The 19,753-nt window shown below is 59.6% G+C and carries 16 protein-coding genes; 4 read left to right on the forward strand and 12 right to left on the reverse strand.

Annotated features, from left to right (window positions below):
- Positions 1-58: 58 nt before the first annotated feature.
- The 4 genes from dapE to dapC all read right to left on the reverse strand — a co-directional run bounded on the left by dapE (position 59) and on the right by dapC (position 3,631).
- Complete coding sequence (dapE, locus tag H035_RS0112220) at positions 59-1,210, reverse strand: succinyl-diaminopimelate desuccinylase (RefSeq protein ID WP_022949259.1); 1,152 nt, start codon at positions 1,208-1,210, stop codon at positions 59-61.
- Positions 1,207-1,548 carry an ArsC family reductase gene (locus H035_RS0112225; protein WP_022949260.1) on the reverse strand — a complete coding sequence of 114 codons (342 nt, stop codon included), beginning with the start codon at positions 1,546-1,548 and terminating at the stop codon, positions 1,207-1,209. Before H035_RS0112225 ends, dapE begins: the two co-directional genes overlap by 4 nt.
- 8 nt (positions 1,549-1,556) lie before the next feature.
- Complete coding sequence (dapD, locus tag H035_RS0112230) at positions 1,557-2,378, reverse strand: 2,3,4,5-tetrahydropyridine-2,6-dicarboxylate N-succinyltransferase (protein WP_022949261.1); 822 nt, start codon at positions 2,376-2,378, stop codon at positions 1,557-1,559.
- Between the two features lie 62 nt (positions 2,379-2,440).
- Positions 2,441-3,631, reverse strand: a complete 1,191-nt coding sequence (dapC, locus tag H035_RS0112235; RefSeq protein ID WP_022949262.1) for a succinyldiaminopimelate transaminase — start codon at positions 3,629-3,631, stop codon at positions 2,441-2,443.
- A 197-nt stretch (positions 3,632-3,828) separates the two neighbouring features.
- On the opposite strand from dapC, the gene egtB reads away from it, so the two are divergent.
- Positions 3,829-5,142: an ergothioneine biosynthesis protein EgtB gene (gene egtB / locus H035_RS0112240; protein WP_022949263.1), complete on the forward strand. Its 1,314-nt coding sequence runs from the start codon at positions 3,829-3,831 to the stop codon at positions 5,140-5,142.
- Positions 5,139-6,119 (forward strand): L-histidine N(alpha)-methyltransferase, encoded by a 981-nt coding sequence (egtD, locus tag H035_RS0112245; RefSeq protein WP_022949264.1) that lies wholly within the window; start codon positions 5,139-5,141, stop codon positions 6,117-6,119. Before egtB ends, egtD begins: the two co-directional genes overlap by 4 nt.
- A gap of 25 nt (positions 6,120-6,144) precedes the next feature.
- Here the strand turns inward: egtD and H035_RS0112250 are convergent, their stop codons facing one another.
- The 7 genes from H035_RS0112250 to H035_RS0112280 form a co-directional block, all read right to left on the reverse strand.
- Complete coding sequence (locus tag H035_RS0112250) at positions 6,145-7,335, reverse strand: DUF3754 domain-containing protein (protein WP_022949265.1); 1,191 nt, start codon at positions 7,333-7,335, stop codon at positions 6,145-6,147.
- On the reverse strand, positions 7,332-7,874 hold the full coding sequence (locus H035_RS0112255) for an SCO family protein (RefSeq protein ID WP_161624027.1): 543 nt from the start codon (positions 7,872-7,874) through the stop codon (positions 7,332-7,334). Before H035_RS0112255 ends, H035_RS0112250 begins: the two co-directional genes overlap by 4 nt.
- 55 nt (positions 7,875-7,929) lie before the next feature.
- Entirely contained in the window at positions 7,930-9,660 is a 1,731-nt protein-coding gene (gene recD, locus H035_RS19580; protein ID WP_022949267.1) for an exodeoxyribonuclease V subunit alpha, read from the reverse strand.
- Entirely contained in the window at positions 9,647-13,159 is a 3,513-nt protein-coding gene (gene recB / locus H035_RS0112265) for an exodeoxyribonuclease V subunit beta (RefSeq protein WP_026596572.1), read from the reverse strand. The genes recD and recB overlap by 14 nt, the downstream gene beginning before the upstream one ends.
- Positions 13,160-13,268: 109 nt before the next feature.
- Positions 13,269-13,751: a hypothetical protein gene (locus H035_RS0112270; RefSeq protein WP_022949269.1), complete on the reverse strand. Its 483-nt coding sequence runs from the start codon at positions 13,749-13,751 to the stop codon at positions 13,269-13,271.
- A 46-nt stretch (positions 13,752-13,797) separates the two neighbouring features.
- Positions 13,798-14,250: a universal stress protein gene (locus tag H035_RS0112275; RefSeq protein WP_022949270.1), complete on the reverse strand. Its 453-nt coding sequence runs from the start codon at positions 14,248-14,250 to the stop codon at positions 13,798-13,800.
- Positions 14,216-15,835, reverse strand: a complete 1,620-nt coding sequence (locus tag H035_RS0112280) for a BCCT family transporter (protein ID WP_022949271.1) — start codon at positions 15,833-15,835, stop codon at positions 14,216-14,218. The genes H035_RS0112275 and H035_RS0112280 overlap by 35 nt, the downstream gene beginning before the upstream one ends.
- A 122-nt stretch (positions 15,836-15,957) precedes the next feature.
- Between H035_RS0112280 and H035_RS0112285 the strand changes: the two genes are divergently transcribed.
- Positions 15,958-16,188, forward strand: a complete 231-nt coding sequence (locus H035_RS0112285) for a type II toxin-antitoxin system Phd/YefM family antitoxin (protein ID WP_022949272.1) — start codon at positions 15,958-15,960, stop codon at positions 16,186-16,188.
- Positions 16,185-16,574, forward strand: coding sequence for a type II toxin-antitoxin system VapC family toxin (locus H035_RS0112290; protein ID WP_022949273.1), 390 nt, complete (start codon positions 16,185-16,187; stop codon positions 16,572-16,574). The genes H035_RS0112285 and H035_RS0112290 overlap by 4 nt, the downstream gene beginning before the upstream one ends.
- A 22-nt stretch (positions 16,575-16,596) precedes the next feature.
- On the opposite strand, the gene recC is transcribed toward H035_RS0112290, so the two are convergent.
- Positions 16,597-19,752, reverse strand: coding sequence for an exodeoxyribonuclease V subunit gamma (recC, locus tag H035_RS0112295; RefSeq protein ID WP_022949274.1), 3,156 nt, complete (start codon positions 19,750-19,752; stop codon positions 16,597-16,599).
- Position 19,753 lies beyond the last annotated feature (1 nt).

Genomic DNA, 19,753 nt, shown 5'->3' on the forward strand with positions numbered 1-19,753 from the left:
GGGACTAATCCCTCTCTCCGGCCCCTCCCTGCGAATGTCAACAGTTCCTAAAAGGCGATCAGGATGCCAACAAGTTTTCCAAGATTTTTTCGTAAACCTCGGTCAGCTGATTCAGGTCCTCCACCGGCGTCCATTCGTTGATTTGGTGGATGGTGGCATTGATCAGCCCCAATTCCAAGACTTGGGCCCCCGTGGGCGCGATAAAGCGTCCGTCGGAGGTTCCGCCGCCTGTAGATAGCTGGGCACGCCGCCCCAATACCGATTCCAGGGAGGATTGAACCGCCTCGATGAGCGCCTCCCCGGCGGTCAAAAAGGGATTGCCCGACAGGCGCCAGTCCAGTTCGTAATCGAGCCCGTAGTGATCCAGAATCGCCGTCACCCGTTGCCGGATTTCCTCGGCGGTCAGCTCGGTGGAGAAGCGGAAATTGAATTGGACGTCCAGTTGTCCCGGAATCACGTTTTCAGCGCCGGTCCCTGAATTCATATTGGATATTTGAAAACTGGTGGGGGGAAAATGGGCGTTGCCCCGGTCCCAGACCTCCTCCACCAAATGCTGCAGCGCCCCGGCGAAAGCGTGGATGGGATTTTTGGCCTTGTGGGGGTAGGCGACGTGGCCTTGCACCCCGAACACCCGAAGCCGCCCGTTGAGGGAACCGCGCCGGCCGATTTTGACCACATCCCCCAGGGTGTCTTCGCTGGAAGGTTCCCCCACCAGGCACCAGTCGATTTTTTCGTCGCGGGCTTCGAACACCTCCACCACTTTTACGATCCCATTGGCGGCGATCCCTTCCTCGTCCGAGGTCAACAGCACGGCGAGGGAGCCCGGATGGTGGGGGTGATTTTCCACGAACCGCCGGCAGGCGACGGTGAACGCCGCCACCGCGCCTTTCATATCGGCCGCGCCGCGACCGTACAGACCGCCGCCACGGATATGCGGCTCGAATGGCGGAGAGGTCCAGTCGGCCAGCGGCCCCGGCGGCACCACATCGGTGTGCCCCAGAAACACGAACAGCGGCCCGCCCGTCCCCCGCCTGAGCCACAGATTCCGGGTATCGCCGAAATCCAGGAACTCGGGCACGAAGCCCAAGGGAGACAACCGGTCGACGATCAAATCCATGCACCCGGCATCCTCCGGCGTCACCGACGGCCGGGCGATCAGGGTTTGCGCCAATTCCAGCGTTTCCCCGCTGATCCGATTCGAGCCGCTCATCTCAAGGCCTCGTATCGATCCGGGTCGAATCCCACCCACAACGCTTCGCCGGCCTCCAGGACCGGCCGCTTGACCAGGGAAGCATGCGCCAGAAGCAATTCCCGCGCCTTGTCCCGGTTCAAATCGGTGCGCGCTTCCTCCGGCAATCGCCGCCAGGTGGTTCCCCGGCGATTGACCAGGGTTTCCCAGCCGAGCCGATCGAGCCAGCGATCCAGCCGGTCCGGATCGACGCCTTCCCGCTTGAAATTGTGGAAGCGGTACTCGATGGCGTGCTCCTCCAGCCACTGGCGAGCCTTTTTCACCGTGTTGCAGTTGGGAATGCCGTAAAGCTCGATCATGGCATTTCTCAATCCCTGAGCAATTCGTTGATGCCCACCTTGCTGCGGGTGCGCTCGTCCACCTGCTTGATGATCACCGCGCAATACAGGCTATGGCTGCCGTCCTGCGCCGGCAAGCTGCCCGGCACCACCACCGAACCGGCGGGCACGCGGCCGTAGTTGATTTCCCCGGTCAGGCGATTGTAAATCTTGGTGCTCTGGCCGATGTACACGCCCATGGAGATCACCGAGCCTTCCTCCACGATGACCCCTTCCACGATCTCGGAGCGGGCGCCGATGAAGCAGTTATCCTCGATGATGGTGGGATTGGCTTGGAGCGGCTCCAATACGCCGCCGATTCCGACGCCGCCGGACAAATGCACGTTTTTTCCCACCTGGGCGCAAGAACCCACCGTCGCCCAAGTATCCACCATGGTGCCCGAATCCACATAGGCGCCGATATTCACATAGGACGGCATCAACACCGAACCCGGCGCCACATAAGCCCCCCGGCGCACGTTGGCCAGCGGCACCACCCGCACGCCGTCGCGGCGAAAATCCTCGGGGCGGTAGCCGGCGTACTTCAGTTCCACCTTGTCGTAATAATTGGTGGGCGCGCCGTCCATCATCCGATTATCGGAAAGCCGGAAGGACAGCAGCACGGCTTTCTTGAGCCACTGATTGACCGTCCATTGGCCGTCCTTTTTCTCGGCCACTCGCGCCTGTCCGGAATCGAGCAGGCCCAAAGCCTCCTCCACCGCATCCTTCACTTTTGTATCGAAGTTTTGGGGGGAGATTTCCGAGCGCCGTTCAAAGGCTTCTTCAATGATCTTGGCTAATTGTTCACTCATTCCTGGTTCTCGATTATTTTAAAAACGACAAGCATACCCATCTTCAAGATGACGGTTCAAGCTTAGAAGTTGCGCACGAAGTCTGCGATTCTCTCCGCCGCTTCCCGACATTCGTTCAGAGGATGGACCCAAGCGATACGAACGTGTCCTTGTCCCGGATTGACGCCGTCCCCCGTCCGCGCCAGGAAACTGCCGGGGAGCACGGTCACGTTCTGCTCGGCGAAAAGCCTGCGCGCGAATTCGGTATCGTCGATGGGGGTCTTGAGCCAGAAATAGAATCCCGCCGGCGGCACCGTCACGGAGAACCGCTCGGATAAGATCGCTTCCGCGGCATCGAAACGCTCGCGGTATCGGCGGCGGTTTTCCGCCACATGCTGCTCGTCGGACCAGGCGGCGATGCTGGCATGCTGGGTGGGCACCGGCATGGCGCAGCCGTGGTAGGTTCGGTAGAGAAAGTACGGCTGCAGAATGTCCGCATCGCCGGCCACGAAGCCGGAGCGCAGCCCCGGCGCGCTGGATCGCTTGGACAGGCTGTGAAATACCACGCAGCGGGAGAAGGCATCGTTACCGCAGGCAACGGCCGCCTCGAGCAACCCGGGCGGCGGCGTGTCATCGTAAAGTTCGCTGTAGCATTCGTCGGCGGCGATGACGAAATCGAAACGCCGGGCCTTCTCGATCAATCCTTTCAGGGTTTCCAAACCGATCACCTGCCCGGTGGGATTTCCAGGCGAACAAAGATAAAGCAGCCGGCATTTTTGCCAGACCGAATTCGGCACCGCCTCGAAATCGGGCAGGAAACCGGTCTTCTCGGTGGCATTGAGATAATAGGGCTCGGCACCTGCCAGCAGGGCGGCCCCTTCGTAAATCTGGTAAAAAGGATTGGGCATCAACACCAACGGCTTTTCGGCCGGATCGATCACCGCCTGCGCGAAGGCAAACAACGCCTCGCGAGTGCCGTTGACGGGTAAAACGTGGCGCTCGGGATCGATTGCAGCGGCCGGCAGACGGAAGCGGGCCGTCAGCCAAGCGGCAATGGTTTCGCGCAACTGCGGCATGCCCTTGGTCTTGGGATACTTGGCCAAGCCGTGCAAGTGACTGATGAGCACTTCGGCGATGAAATGGGGCGGGGGATCCTGGGGTTCGCCGATGGATAGGGTGATGGCGGACTTGTCCGAAGGCGGCGTCGCCCCTTCCTTGAGTCGGGCGAGTTTTTCGAAGGGATAAGGCTGAAGACGGTCCAGACGGGGATTCATAATGAATGCTACCTCTTAACTAACTTACTCTAAATAGGCGCCGCCCTATTCGATCGGCCGCCACGGAAATTAAATATTATGACTGTAATATACCCACTGCCCGCGATTCACTGGCACAACGGAAAATAGCCCAGGTTTTTGCAGCTTGCGCGCTCGTTCGTCTAGACTGTTAATCGCTCCGCAAACCGGGAGGAAATATGATAGCGGATCAAAGCGAGATCGGTTTCTCCATTAAAGCTTACGGCGAGGACGATGCGCTCGCCCGCCTCCTCGACCGCTATCGCGAGGTACGCCGTCTCAGCGAGGAATTGTGCCAACCGTTGGCAACCGAGGATTACATCATCCAGACCATGGCGGACGTCAGTCCTCCCAAATGGCATCTGGCGCACTGCAGTTGGTTCTTCGAGCGGTTTCTACTCCGCCCCCATCTTCAAGACTACCGCTGCTTCCACCCCCGATACGATTACCTGTTCAATTCCTATTACGAAAGCGTCGGCCGATTTTGGCCCCGCCCCCGGCGCGGCCTGCTATCCCGCCCCACGGTAGACGAAATCACCGCCTATCGAAAGCACGTGGATGAAGGCATGGAACGACTGTTTGCGGGCTGCGCGACGGTCGCTTGGTCGGAAGCAGCCCCCCTGATCGAGCTCGGGCTCAACCACGAGCAACAACACCAGGAACTCCTGCTGACCGATATCAAGCATATCTTCGCCGTTAATCCCTTGCGGCCGGTCTACCGGGAAATGGCTGAACCGCACCCCGCCGGCTTGGAAACCATCCCTTTGAAATGGCATGAATTCGAGGGCGGACTCCATTCCATCGGCGACTCGGGCGAAGGTTTCGCCTACGACAACGAAGGCCCGCGCCATCGAGTTCATCTGGAAGACTTTCGTCTCGCTTCGCGGTTGGTGACCAACGGCGAATACCTGGCCTTCATGGAAGCGGGCGGTTACCGGGAACCGCGCTATTGGCTTTCCGAGGGCTGGGCGAAAGTTCGAGAGGAAGGCTGGGAAGCCCCCTTGTATTGGGAGAAACGCGACGGTGAGTGGTGGCAGATGACCCTTTCCGGAATGCGGCCGGTCGCGGCGGAAGAAGCGGTCTGCCACCTCAGTTATTTCGAGGCCGACGCCTATGCCCGCTGGGCCGGGCGCCGACTGCCCACGGAGGCCGAATGGGAGGTCGCCGCGGCGCGGCAACCTATCGACGGCAACTTCCTGGAATCGAGGGCCTTGCATCCGCGGCCGGCTCCTTCCACGGCAGAAAACAGACCGCTGCAGCTGTTCGGCGACGTCTGGGAATGGACCGCCAGCACCTATGCCCCCTACCCCGGCTACCGACCGCCCGCAGGGCCGATCGGAGAGTACAACGGCAAATTCATGTGCAGTCAGATGGTGCTCAGGGGCGGGTCTTGCGTCAGTTCCCGGACCCATCTACGGGCGAGCTATCGCAATTTCTTCTATCCTAAAGACCGTTGGCAGTTCAGCGGCCTGCGATTGGCGGACAATCTATGAGCACCCATTCTCCCCTCCAAGTGGGCAGACCGGTTCTGTACGACCATCATCCGGCGCCGGCCTCCTTTTTAGAAGACGTCTTGCGGGGACTGTCCATTCAGCCGCGCGCTATCCCTCCCAAGTATTTTTACGATCAAGCGGGTTCCCAGCTGTTCGAGGCCATTTGCGAACTTCCGGAATACTATCTCACTCGGACCGAGATCGGATTATTCAAGCGCTTCGGTCACGAGATGGCCCAATGCTTGGGAAAAGGGCGCGTCTTGGTGGAATTCGGCAGCGGCAGCAGCACCAAGATCCGCCTTTTGCTCCAAGCCCTGCAGCCGGCGGCTTATGTCCCCATCGATATTTCCCGTGAGCACCTTTATCAATCGGCGAGGACATTGGCGGCCGATTTTCCGGAGGTGGCGATCCATGCCGTTTGCGCCGATTATAGCCACCCCCTCGAACTTCCGGAATCCTTGGCCGGAATGTCCCGGGTGGGCTTTTTCCCGGGCTCCAGCATCGGCAATTTCGAACCCCGAGAGGCGGAGAAATTTCTCGCCCATATGGCGACTCTGCTGGGCGTCGGCAGCGGATTGCTGATCGGCGTCGACTTGAAGAAAGATTCCGCCATTTTGGAGGCCGCCTACAACGATCGCCGGGAGATCACCGCCGCCTTCAACCTGAATCTATTAAAGCGCATCAACCGGGAGCTCGATGCCGATTTCAATCTGGCGGGATTTACCCATCATGCCTTCTATAACCGGGCACCGGGGCGGGTGGAGATGCACCTCATCAGCCGCAAGGAACAGACCGTCCACCTTGACGGACAAAGCTTTCATTTTCAGGACGGGGGCAGCATCCACACCGAGAATTCTTATAAATACACCATTGAAGAGTTCCAGCGCCTGGCTCATGCGGCCGGATTTCACTCGGAACGGGTTTGGACGGACGACGACGAGCTCTTCAGCGTGCATTACCTGAGCCTCAACGGCTAGCCGAAGACGCCACCGGCCAATCGGCTCAATCGACCATCGCCGGAAAAAGCGCATCCCACCGTTCCCGCAATTCGGCATGAGCCAAGGGGGGTTCAATCACAGCCAGGCGGCCGGAGGCTTCCTCACGCAGCAGATTCATATCGCGCAGCTTGCGCAAACCGTCCGCCACGTCGAAATTCATCTTAACGCCGAACTTCTCATCCATGAAGCTTTCAATCGCTCGATCCAGCTCCGCTTCGGTCATCCCGCCTTGCGCCCAAAGCAGTCCATAGGCCAGTAGGACTTCTTTCGCTTCCTCGGAGCTGGCGGCTTCTATCAACCAGGACAGCGCGCCCATATTGTTGTCCAGATTGTAGAAATACAGGCTTTTGGACAACTTCGCCATGTACTGGGTACGCTGGCTGAATACCTTGGCCACTTCTCTCCAAATAATCGCACCCAGCGCGCCGAGGGCGGTGACGATCCTCATCGGACTGGCCGCCACGGCCATTCGCCCCATGGCGCTCATGACGCCGCCGATCACCCCACCCCCGCCGGTAACCGCCAGCTTGATCTTGTCGAGCATGCGCAACCGGATCTGGGTATTGGGAAAGATGGTTTCCAGATCAGAATGGGGGATTTCCTTGAACAGCTTGATGAAAATATCCTGCTCAACCAATCGCCCGCTCCAGGGCTTCAGCTTCAAAAGCACGAACAGCCGCTGGTAAACGGGGATGGTGAAGGTCTCCTCCTGCAAATACAGGCTGCGCCAATCCCGCCGCTTTACGGTGTATGCGGCGCTGCCGCAATAATAAATCAGGATCTCTTCGAATTCCTCCAGATCCACACTGACTTCCACGCCCCGGGGTGAAATCTTGTTCAACGCTTGATGCAAGGTTTCCTGATCCAAAGGCTGGAAATTGGCCTGTTGCAACAATTGTTTGATCTCACCCATCAAAGTTTTCCGATCGCGGGCAAGGGACCCCGCATCTACGGCCGGCAAGGACAACGTGTCCCAATCGGGATTGAATGGATAATAGAGATGTTTGAGCAATTCCAGCCGCTGGCTGAACAAGGCGTCATAGTAGAGCACCAGCCCTTCGGCGAAGCGTTGGAAATCCGCTTTACCCGACACATCCCCCAAATGCTCGGCCAGGGAATCGGTCAATATCGCCAGGGGAACCGGTAGGAAATGTTCTTTATTGGACATTTCCGCCGAACTCGGGGTCGCACTCATGTTGCCTCCTCCACCAAGCGTTCCAGATCCGCCCGCAAATCCGCCGGCAGAGATGAACCGCGCGCTAAAAGCCGCGCATTGCCCCGGCGGTCGAATATCAAAACGATGTCGCTATGGATCACATCGTAGTCACCCCCCATCTTGGAGGATTCCTTACGATAACTGAGAAAATAGCGTTGCACCAGCGCATCCAACTGAGCCTTGCCGCCGGTCAGACCGATGAACCACGGCCCGAAGCGCTCTACGTAGGATTGCAACACCTCGGGGCGATCACGCTCCGGATCCAAGCTGACGAACAATACTTGGATGTGTTCACGGCTTCCTTCGATCTCCTCCAGCACGGTGGCAAGCCGCGCCAAGGTAGCCGGACAAACGCCCGGGCAATGAGTGAAACCGGTGAACAGTAAAGTAACCTTTCCGCGAAAGTCGGCGCCGTGCCGCATCCGTCCTTGTGTATCCGTCAAATTGAAATCCAGCTGCGGCAGCTTGCCGCTGACATCGGTCAAACGCCAAGCGGTTTTCTGCTCACAGCCTGACAAAACAAGTAGCGTCAACAAGATGGAAAAAAATTTTTTAATAACTCTGCCCCTCACATTACAATTTGCGACGTAGGCCGCCGCTTCGCCGGATTCCCCGCGTAACGGCCTGCTCCAATACTTCTTCGCTGCCCCATAACAGAATTGTTTCCTTGGCCCGGGTGACCGCCGTATAGACCAGCTCACGGGTCAGAACCTCGGAGGATTTCGGCGGCAGCACCACCAGCACGCGGCCGAATTCACTGCCCTGGGATTTATGACAGGTCTGGGCGTAGACGGTCTCGTGACGAGGCAAGCGCGCGGCGGCCAATTGCCGACCGTCCCCGAACCAGACCCGCCCACCTGCCAGGCAAATACCGATGTCGCCGTTGAACAACCCCAGTTCCGGCACGTTTTCGCCGATCAGGACCGGCCGGCCGGGATAGTAGCGCCCTCCTTGACTCGAAGCATTCCGAGATGGGATCCAGCCCTTTTGCCGCCAGCGCCGCTCCAATTGATCGTTGAGCCACTCCGAGCCCAACGGACCTCGGCGGTGGGCGCACAGCACCTGAAAACCACCAAACGCATCCATCAAGGCCGCAGGTTCCGCGCCGTCTTGTACCGCTTTCCAATAGGCTGCGTAACCTTCGTCCACCGCACCCCAGAAATCTTGCAGATGCTTCAGCCATAAGCGGCCTCGCCGCAGACGGGCCATGACGCCGGCGGCATCGCCCTGCTGCAGGGCCGCCGCCAAATCCTGCAGTTCCCCCGCGAAACGGTGGGTGCGGACCAGGCGATGCGTATGCCCGGGCAATCCGTCGCACAAGTCGGCGAGAACGCTGCCCGCCTCCACCGACGCCAGCTGATCCCGATCGCCCAGCAGATACAAGCGGGCGTCGGACGGCAACGCTTGCACCAATTTGCTCATCAAGGCCAGATCCACCATGGAGGCCTCGTCCACCACCACGACGTCGTAAGGCAACGGCCGCTGTGCGTCATGGCGCAGCGACACCGTGTCGGGACGAGCGCCCAGCAGGCGATGCAGCGTGGTTGCCTCATCCGGAATTGCCTGCTTCACCGATTCCGGAACCGGCAGCGCACCGATCCGTTCGCCGATGGTTTCCTGCAAGCGCTGGGCCGCCTTGCCCGTGGGCGCCGCCAGCGCCACCTTGGGTAGGGGCGACCGGCCGGTCGCCCCTACCCACAATAGCAGGGCGAGAAGCTGAATCACGGTGGTGGTTTTGCCGGTACCCGGTCCGCCGGTGATGATGAAGAAACGGTTGGCGGCCGCCCGCCGCACCGCATCCATCTGGGAATCGTCGAGCCCGGCCGCTCGGGAAAGATCCCGCAGCATCGGGGTCAGGTCTCGCATTCCAGCACATTCGTGCAAAGTACCAGACCCGACTCCGGTATTTTCATCCGTCAGCCGATGCAATCCGGCCACCAGCCGCTCCTCGTATTGCCACAAACGCTGAAAATAGAGACGATTCTCCTCGAGCACCAGCGGCGCCTCCCCGGCCGGCTGGTGCAATCCGGTCAGCTTTTCCAACCAAGCGCGGCGGGTTTCTCCCAGAGTCAAACACACATGACCGTTGTCCTGGGCGGTCAACAGATCGCTCAACAATCGCTCCAGCCTGTCGGCATACTGCCGGGGCGACCGGCCGGCCGCCCCTGCCTTGCGCGCGAAAAAATCCGCCAGAACCCGAGCGTGGGGATGACGTTCGTCGGTCGGGGCGACCGGCCGGTCGCCCCGACTCTCAGTGCGCCCGAAGGAGGCGGGCCGGGAACGGCGGGCATCACTGTCGGTCATGGTCCTGCAAAGTTTCATCCAACCAATGAATCAAAGCGGCCTCGGGCTGCCAGGCGTAAACACCTCGAAGCGGCGTCTCGCCGTCCATGCCCCGCAAAAACAGATAACGCACCCCGCCGAAATGTTCCGCATAATCGTAACCCGGCCGGCGGCTTTTGAGATAACGGTGCACGGCGAGGGTATAGAACAGGGCCTGCAAACCGTAGTCGTGAGCGCGCATGGCTTGCTCGAGACCGTCGGGGCCGTAATCGGCCAGTTCGTTGGATTTGTAGTCGAGCACATAATAACGGCTGCCGTGCTCCACCACCAAGTCGATGAAGCCGTGGAGAAAACCCTGAATCGACTGGAAATGGAGAGGACGAAACAGGGGATCTCGCTTGAGGCGTCGGTTCAATTGGGCGGACGACAGACGGTCCACCGGCAGAAAGAATTCCAACTCCTTCAACTGCCGCTCCGCGCTCACCTGAGCCAGACTGAAATCGGGCAAAGGGGTGGTCAGGGTGTTTTGGAGGAGGGGTGATACTTGCTCCCAAGCCAAATCCTCGGCTAGACCGTTGCGCCGCAGTGCCTGACGCCAGAAATCTTCCTCGATCCCGCCGGCGAGAACTCCGCTAAAAGGTATTTTTTCCAGCAACTCATGCAGGAGATTGCCGAAAGCCGCCCCTCGCGGCAATGGCTCGTCGGTCCCGCCTTCGGACTCCTCAAACAAGCGTTCCAGCCAATTGTGCGAAGATTCATCCGGTTGGCCGCGCACCAGCGCCGAGTAACTGGTCATGACACGGGTTTCGGCCTTAAGATTCCGGGGGAAGATCGGCGGTTGCCGCAGCGTTTCATTGCCGAATGCGCGGGGCAAGGTCCGCGTGCTGCCCCGCCGCCATTCCCGCAGCTGATATTGGAAATTGTCGGGAAAGCGGTTGGCCAGCCCTTCGGCGCCTTGAAACAGATCGCCCGCCTCTTTCTGTCCGGACAACAAGTGAAACAATGGCGACCACGCCGGCTCGGCGCCCTCCTTCTTGGGCGGGTTCTTTTCCACCAGATAGACGCGGCAATGGGCCTTGGCACGGGTCAAGGCCACGTAGGCGATGCGCAAGTTCTCCTGACGCATCTCCTTTTTCCGGGCCGCCCGGGCGGCTTCGAAGGCTTCCGGGCCGGCGGCCTGCCAAACCGCCATCGTTCCCTCTTCCGTCGAACAGAGTACCGGATCGGTGGTTTTGTCCGCCCCTTCCGGCCGCCACAGATCGAAACAAAACACCACCGGATATTCGAGTCCCTTGGCGCTGTGCATGGTGACGATTTCCACCGCCTCGTCGTCGCTTTCCAGCCGAAGCTGCTCGGCCTCGCCGGGAGGCGTATCGAGTTGGCGCCGATACCACGACAACAGGGCCTGCGGGGTGAGATGCTGGCGCACCGCGGTTTCCTGCAACATCTCCAGCAGATGGCGCAGATCCGCCAAAGTCCGTTGTCCGTAGCGCCGACCGGCGATCCGCCGCCACACCCCGAAGCGCCGAAACAACTCCGCCACCGCCGCCAACAGACTGTCCCGGCGCCAGGTAATGCCGGCGGCGACAAACGCCTCCAGATAATCGCCGGCGCGCTCGTTGTCCTCTTCCAGCGCCAACAACGCGCGGGCGTCCAGCCCAAACCAGTCGCAACCGCCGATGACCCGCTTGATGCGACGCCAGTCGCCGGTTTCCCAAAAAGCCATCAACAGCCAATACAAATGCTCCGCCGTGGGGGTCTGATAAACGCTGCGCCGATCGATCAGCACCGCGGGCACATTCCGATCGCGGAGGGCGTCACGCACCTGCAGCGCGGTGTCGTTGTCGCGCACCAATACCGCCAGGTCGGCGGGGCGCAGCTTGCGTGGCTTATTATCCTTGAGCAGTTCGAAGCCCTCCCGCTCATCCAGCAGATCCACCACGTCTCCCGCCAAATGCTCTGCCAGCAGTCCGGTGGCCTCTTTCAAATTGCGGTAACGATACGGTTGCCCCTCTTCCTGAAAAGCCGACCACTGCAGAGGTGCCACCGCCCGCTCCCGTCGGCGCAGACACAGATTGTCCGCCCGGCGGCCGGCCGCCACCGGATGATAGCCCAGCTGGCGGTCGTAAAAGGGCGTATGATCGTCCCGGTCGTCTTCCCCCGACTCGGCGAATACAGCATTGACCGCCGCCACCAAATCGGGATGGGAACGGTAATTGGTCCCCAACTGCCAGGTTTTCCGAGCCTCCCCCCGAGCCCGGAAATACGTGCGAAGCTCGGCGCCGCGAAAGCGGTAGATGGACTGTTTGGGGTCGCCGATCAAAAACATCCGGTGCTCGTCGGTATGAAACAAGTTGGAGAAAATCTGCCATTGATAGCGGTCGGTGTCCTGAAATTCGTCGATCAAGACCAACCGGAAGCGCTCGCGGAGGGCGTGGACGACAGCGGCGTTGCCGCCTTCCCGCAGAATCTCGGCCAACCGCCGGATCATCCAGTCATGGGTCAGCCAGCCTTTTTCCCGCAGCCGATGCTCGTATTCGGCTTGCCAGGCTCGCCAAGCACTTTGCAGCCAGCCGATCTCCATCTGCGCCTGCCGGCTTCCCAACTCGGCCAGTTTTTCCAATTGGGAGCGATGCTTGGCGTAATCCGGCAGATTTTCCAAGCCGCCGACTTTTTTGATCACCTCATCGTTCAGGAAACCGATCAAATCGGATTTCAGTAGGGGCGACCGGCCGGTCGCCCCTACCTCCTCGCGAATAGCATCCCACCATTGGCGCGCTTTGGCCTTCAATTGCTTTTGTTCGCACAAACCATCCATCCAGCGGGCAAATCCTTGCCATTCATCTTCGCCGAAAGGCGACGGTTCGTCCTGGTTAAGTAGGGGTGACCGGCCGGTCGCCCCTACTTCGGGAACGAACCGGATAGGAGGCTTCCAGTTCTTGAGGACACCGTACAACGCATCCGGTGTGGGTGTCTTGTCCAAAATCCGCCGCCACAGTCGCGGCGGCATTTCTTCGGCCTGGCGCCGCCAAAAGTCGTCGATGATCTGCTGATTGAACTGGCAGTCGTTTTCCAGCAAAGTCTGGCCCAGCAGTTCCCCCGCTTCCAAGGCCTGCTGCCGCAGGGCGTGCTGGCAGAAACTGTGGATGGTTTGAATCGACATCAGGTCGAGCTTCAACAGCTCTCCTTCCAGGCGTCTCAGACGCGCCTCGGGCTCATCCAAGGATTCGACCCACTCCCCCAAAGCGGTATCGTCCGAAATCGGATTTTGCTCCGCCAGCCGGGCGCGCAGGGCGTCGCGCACTTGGATCAACCGCTGCTGGATACGCTGGCGCAATTCTGCCGTGGCCGCCTTGGTGAAGGTGACCACCAGCATCGCCTCCACCGGAACATCCTCGGCCACCGCGAACCGCGCCACCAACTGGGCGATGGAATAGGTCTTTCCGGTGCCGGCGCTGGCCTCGATCAGATGCACGCCGGGATCGAAACCGGCGCCGTAGAGATCTAATTTGTCCATCATCCAAGCTTACCCGGCGGCATCGGCATCAGGAAAATGACTTGGATGGACCTTGCACCTACCTGTTTCCCGAAACAATACTGACAATAAGCATTTGGCAAATTGATGAATTTCAACCAAATTGTCTTATCCCTTTTTCTTTGATTCTAACCCAGGCTCCTGATTCCAAATGCCCGAGAAATAATTTTCCTATGTAGTACACAATAAGTCCCGAAATGGCAGGACGTAGAAAATATGAACCCGCAGGAACAAGTGCCGGCGAGTAATTTTTAATATATTTCATCAAATAATAACCAATCCATTCCGAATGCGCTCCTCCGAGAACGGAAGTAACGATAACTTTAATTTTATGGTCGGATAAAGAAATTCCATAAATCCTGCATAAATCTTGAAGTAATTTAACCAAAATGCCACCAACCGCGATTTGACCTAGAATCGGACTCGGAACAAACCCAATGCCGCTCGCCATAAAACTGTATTTGTTAATGACTCGTTGAGCTTTTATGCCTTTTGCGGAAAGCCTTTTTGACTTTGGCAGCTCGCTAGGTTTGAACAGCCGGATGCTGTTTGAATCGGATTTGTCCACCTCGGCCATGGCTTTCACTCCTATTACGGTATGGTTTTGCCAGTGAAGAACAGATTCATCCCTCCTCGGGGTCTCGGGATTCCGAATCCGCCAGCACTAGCACCGGACAAGGGGCGTTGACGGTCACGTACTCGGCCGTGTTTCTGCGCAATGTCCAACGTCCGGGGCTGCTGCCCTGGGAGGCGAGGATAAGCAGGTCGGCGCCCAGACTGCCGGCCAGCGCCACCAGCGCCTGCCCGGCCTCGCCGTGGGCCACATGCAGTTGCGCATTTCGGTTGAGGGGAAGATATTTGCGCGCCAAAAGATCCAATCCGTCCCGTGCTCCCGCCTCCAGCTCCTCCGGCGATTGTTCCGGCACGTGAGGGAAGAACGCGGTGCCTTCGGGACTGACCACGGTCGCCAGATGCAGCTCACCGTCCTCCTCGAGCTGGTTCAGGCCGGTCTCGATCGCCGCCTTTGCCTCCGGCCCCTGATCAGGTGCGATAGCGATCAGAATCTTGTGATACATCGTTGCTCCCCTCCTCGGCTTCGGTTATTTCCACTACGGGGAATGCGCGTCCCCTGACCAACTCCTGAACGGAGTAACCCCGGTAGTCGGCGCGCAAAGTCCGCAGCAGGGACACCGCCATGAATATCAGTAGGCCGCAGAACGGCAAACCCAGACTCGTAATCACATTCTGCAACGCGGCGAAGCCGCCGACAAGCAGCAAAGTGGCGGCGACGGCCCCTTGCGCCGCCGCCCAGAATACTCGCTGATGTACCTGGGATGGTTGGTCGTCCCGGCGGGTCAGCATATCGATCACCAAGGACGCGGAATCCGAAGAGGTGGTGAAAAAGATTACGATGATCACCACGCCCAGCCCCGACACAATCGATGCCAAGGGATAATGCGCCAGAAAGGAAAATACCGCCACCGACACATCCTCCCGTACCTGGGCGGCCAAACCTACCTGCCCGTGCCATTCCAGATCGATCGCCGACAAACCGAACACCGCGAACCACAGCACGGTAAACAACGTGGGCGCCAACAGCACGCCGCCCACGAACTCACGGATGGTGCGCCCCCTAGAAATGCGGGCGATGAAAATCCCCACATACGGCGCCCAGGAAATCGTCCACGCCCAGTAAAACAAGGTCCATTGTTGCTGCCAATGCGTCTCTTGATAGGCCTCGGTCCAGAAAGCCAGCCACGGCAGCGCCTCCAGGTAGGCGCCGATGCTCTCCACCAAGCCGTTGGTGATGAACAAGGTCGGCCCGGCGAACCAGACGAACAACAGTAAAACGCATGCCAGCAGAATGTTGATCTGGGACAAACGGCGAATGCCACGCTCCAGCCCCAATGCGACGGAAGTGCTCGCAATCGCAGTGATGGCTGTGATCAACACGACTTGAGAGGTGCCGCTCACCGGCAAGCCGAAAAGGTAATTGAGACCGCTGTTGAGCTGTAGTGCGCCCAATCCCAGGGACGTGGCCACCCCGAATAGTGTCCCGATGACCGCCACCACGTCGATGGCCCAGCCGACGGGTCCCGCCGTCCGCTCCCCCAATAGGGGATAAAACAAACTGCTGATGCGCATGGGCAGTTGATGGCGATAGGCGAAATAGCCGATGGCCAGGGCGGGCACCGCGAAAATGCTCCAGGTATGCAGACCGAAATGATACAAGGCGAATGTCATCGCCAATTTCGCCGCGTCTCTTCCGCCCGCCTCGACCCCTGCCAGCGGCGGGTCGGCAAAATGGGAGATCGGCTCGGCCACCCCCCAGAACATGAGGATGGTCCCGATGCCGGCGGCGAAAAGCATCATGAACCAAGTGAGGTTGTCGAAATCCGGCAGCGATTGATCACCGCCGAGCCGGATGGCGCCGTAGCGACTGAAGGCCAGCCATAGCAGAAATAGCAGCAATCCGGTGACGGTGAGGATATAGAACCAGCCCAGATAGGTCGCGATCCAGCGGGTCAGATCGCCGAAAAAAACCGCCACGGGTTGTTCGAAGGCGATCGCCAGCGCCACGAACGCCACCGCCAAGCCGGCTGCGGTAAAAAACACCGCCGGAATAACCTGCAGCCCCAAGAAATGTTGCAGTCGGTACACGCCGCCTCCGAAACTCGATCAACATCCAGGGTCGCGGCTGGATTCCCCGGGTTAAATTGCTTTGACACGGTTTTATTGTTTATAATTGTACATTAATCTTGTACAATTAAGATGTCCCGGCCATGATAAACGTCACCATCAGCGAACTTAGGGCCAACTTACTGAAATATTTAAAAATAGCGCAACAAGGCGAACGGATTACCGTCACCTCAAAAGGTTTGCCTTTGGCCACTTTAACCGCCCCAGTTACTCAACGCAATGAGGCGAAGACCAAACTCGACAAACTGGCTGAGACGGCTGAAATCCATGATGTCGTTTCCCCGACGATCGAAAGTTGGGAAGTCATGCGGTGATATTGCTCGATACTTGCGCGATTATCTGGGATGCGCTCGATCCGGGAAAACTGACGCCAAAAGCCGAAAAATCGATTAAAAACGCAGAATGCGATTTAATCATTTGCGATATTTCCATTTGGGAAATTTCGATGCTTATAAAGCGCAATCGGCTGGTGATCGAGGACACACCTGCCGAATTTATCAAGCTTGTGCTTCAAGCACGAAATTTTCAGATTCAGGAAATTACCCCTGAAATAGCCGAACTCTCGGTAAATTTCGGTCCCGAAATCAACAGCGATCCGGCCGATCGGCTGATTGCGGCGACTTCCATCCTACTGAACGCTCCGGTCGTTACCGCCGACCAAAACCTCAGAGAAGCAACCATTCTTCAAACCATTTGGTAAAGGCACCACACCACGCAATTACCTATTCCTCCCCCCACGGTACCGCGTGCAGCAGAGTTTCGTAAAGCGGCCAACATTCCCGGACGAAGTCTTCGGACAAGGCATCGCCGAACAAGAGGGCAAACGCTTCGGAAGGTATTTTGTCTCCTATTTTATTTCGCCAAACAGCTTGCAGATCCTCGGACTTTTTTCGATGGGTGGGCTTTTTGTAGATTTCGAGCCAGCGATACCCCCATTCCGGCAGCCAAGGCGACGGCCTCGACCAACCCCCTCGAAAATGGGCCAGCCACGGCTGGAATCGTTGGGCCCAATTTTCCCGGGGATCGAATCGCCAGACCGTCACCCCGCTCTTTTTTGGATCCGGATTCAAGGCCACCAACCAGGTCGGCGTCTCGGAAAACGATTGCTTGAATAGATGCTGAAGCCAGACGCGCACCAGGTGCTTGCCCTTCAGTTTACCGGGCTCGACAAAGACGCTGCCGCGGGAATGGCGTTGGGCGATCGTCCCCGTCAGCCGCATACCGTCGATGACCACCTCGTGCCGATCTTCGAAACGTGCCTCCCCCGCGTTGCAGGCCTGCACCGCTTGACGCAAGGCCCTCGCCTCGGCCTGAAGGGCGCTGAACGGAATCTGCCCGGCAACCCCCTGCGGCCATTCCCCGGCCTGCTGCCAGCGTTCGAGAACGGCCGCCGGCGGTTGCTCGGAATCAAGCAATTCACACCGCATTCGCCATGTGGTTAACCCGTCCGCGGCAAAAGGTTCGCGGGCTTCGGGCAGGACGTCGCGACCGTCCAGGGTCAATCCCAATCGACTCCGGCAGAACCAGTTTTGGGCATCGGCGTAGAAGGCCAATAGCTCGCTCAGCGGTAGAGGATCGGGCGGCTCTCCCTCGACCGTCCAACCCGATGGCCAGAAACGCACCTCGGTCCGAGGCGCCAAGAGGGCTCGGGCCACCTCGAAATCCTCCCCATCCTGGCTAGGCGCCGCAGCGGACTCGGTGAAATAACGAGGATGGAAGGGATGGGAGGGATGATCTTCGATCCAACTGTTCGGATCGAGACGGTAACGACCCAGGGTGTCGATCAGCTCGGTCACCACCTGCGCCGGCGGCAGCGGCTCGCTTTTTTCCGGGGTCAGACCCCGATAGGTGAGAATCAATTCCTGGCGGGTGGAAAGCAATACTTCCAGAAATTGATAACGCTGCTCCTGCCGCCGCTCGCGGTCGCCGAGACGGGGATGGCGGGCGATCAGGTCGAAAGCGGGCGGCGTTTCCCGGCGCGGAAAGGCCCCGTCGTCCATCCCCATGACCAGGGTGATCCGGAACGGCACCGCGCGCATCGGCAGGAGGGTGCAGAAGGTGACGCCGCCGCTGAGGAAGCCGCGCTGCTGGTACTCCTCGTCCACCCGCGAGCGCAGCCAGTCGATGATCAAGGCCAGCGGCACGCCATCGTCGTAATCGGCGTCCCCGGGTAAGGCGGCAAACAGCTCCGCCAATGCCTGGCGCGCCGCCAGGGTGTCGGCCGAATCGATGAACAAATCGTCGATGAATTCGGTCAACTCCTCCGCCCACCGGATCGGAGGCCGGGAGGTTTGCCAGCGTCGCCACCAGGCTTGCAGACGGCGCACGAAATCGGCCAAACCGAGGGCCGCAGCGCCCCATTGACCTTCGATGTCGGGGTAGGGAACCGTCCCTTGCCAGGCGACTTCCCCGGCCAGCATCCAGCCCAACAGCAACCGGTCAACGCCCATCCGCCAGGTATTGTGATCGCTCCCGGGCACGCCCTCGGCGGCGCGCTGCTCGGCGTCCAGCCCCCAGCGGGTGGCGCTGTCCACCACCCAGCGCTCCAAGCGCGGCAGTTCGGTGGCGCTGTGGCCGAAGCGATCGCGTACCGGCGGACGGCCGAACAACGCCAGCACCCGGTCCCATTCGAAACGGCCGTCGATCAATTCCAAGGCTTCGATCAACACCTCCAAAAGCGGATTGGAGTGGCCCAGCGTGCGGTCGGCGATATGATGGGGCACGTCTTGAAACACCGCTTCGATGTAGGGCTGATAGGCGCCGATGTCCGGCGCCATCACGGCGATGTCCTCCAGACGCAGGGAAGCATCTCGGGCCAAACGGGTCAGAATTTCGTTGCGCACCACCTCCACTTCGCGCAAGTGGGTATGGCAACGGTGCAGATGGATTCCGACCGGCAAGCACTCGGCGGGCATGCTCAGCCGTCCGGCGGCCAGATCGTTTTGCAGGTGTTGGAGCAAATTGCGGGGCGGATCGTGACGGAAATAGCCTTCCGACTCCAACGCCGGTTCCAAGTGTTCCAGCACCAGGCGCTGGAATTGAGCGCCGCGCTTGCCCAAGGCTACCAAGAGGGGATGGTCCAGCCCGTCCCAGTCCGCTTCGGGGTCCGTCCCGGCCATCCGCATCGCCAGACTACGCTTGCCGGGCAGATCGGCCCAATAACCTGCCACCGGGCTGAGGAGGAACAAATGGACATCGGTCTGCCGAGACAGCGCCGCGAGTACCTCGAGCATCAGCGGGGGCAGAAAGCCGATCCCGAACAAATGCAATGCCGGCGGCAACAGGCCTTCCGGAACCGGCCGCCGAAGGCGTTCGATCAGTTGCCCCCAAAGTTGGCCGCGGTGGCCGCCGAGGCGTGCGTACAATGCCCGCCACAGAGCTGCCTGCCAGCGCTCCATGTCCCGTCCCATCTCCCGGCACTGGGCCGCCTCCCCCGCCTGCCAGGCCGAAAGCCAATCCACCCGCTGGATTTGATACTGGTCGAATAGGTTGGCCAACTGCCGGGCCAATTGGAAACGGCGCAACGCCGGGCCGGGGCCGGCCAGATAACGCTGAAGCAGCGGGTCTTCCTGAAAGCGGGGCTGTTTGAGCAGATCATCGAGCAACCACGCCATGCGGCCGCGGTCGAATGTCTCGTCGTTCAAACGCAGTCCCAGAGCCGCCGCCAGTGCACCGAAAAAACGGTTAGGGAAATCGAACCGCCCATGGGCCCAAACCCCGTCCGTCTGCGCCAAACCCATTTGCAGCCAGCGCTCCATGCCGCGCCCCTGAATCAAGAAACGGACCGGATCGAACGGACCGTAGGCGTACTGCGCCATCACCACGGAAAGCTGCTCGAATAGAATCTCGGTACGGTTGGCGGTATGGAGAGCGAACATT

The sequence above is a fragment of the Methylohalobius crimeensis 10Ki genome (assembly GCF_000421465.1).
Taxonomy (GTDB): Bacteria; Pseudomonadota; Gammaproteobacteria; order Methylococcales; family Methylothermaceae; genus Methylohalobius; species Methylohalobius crimeensis.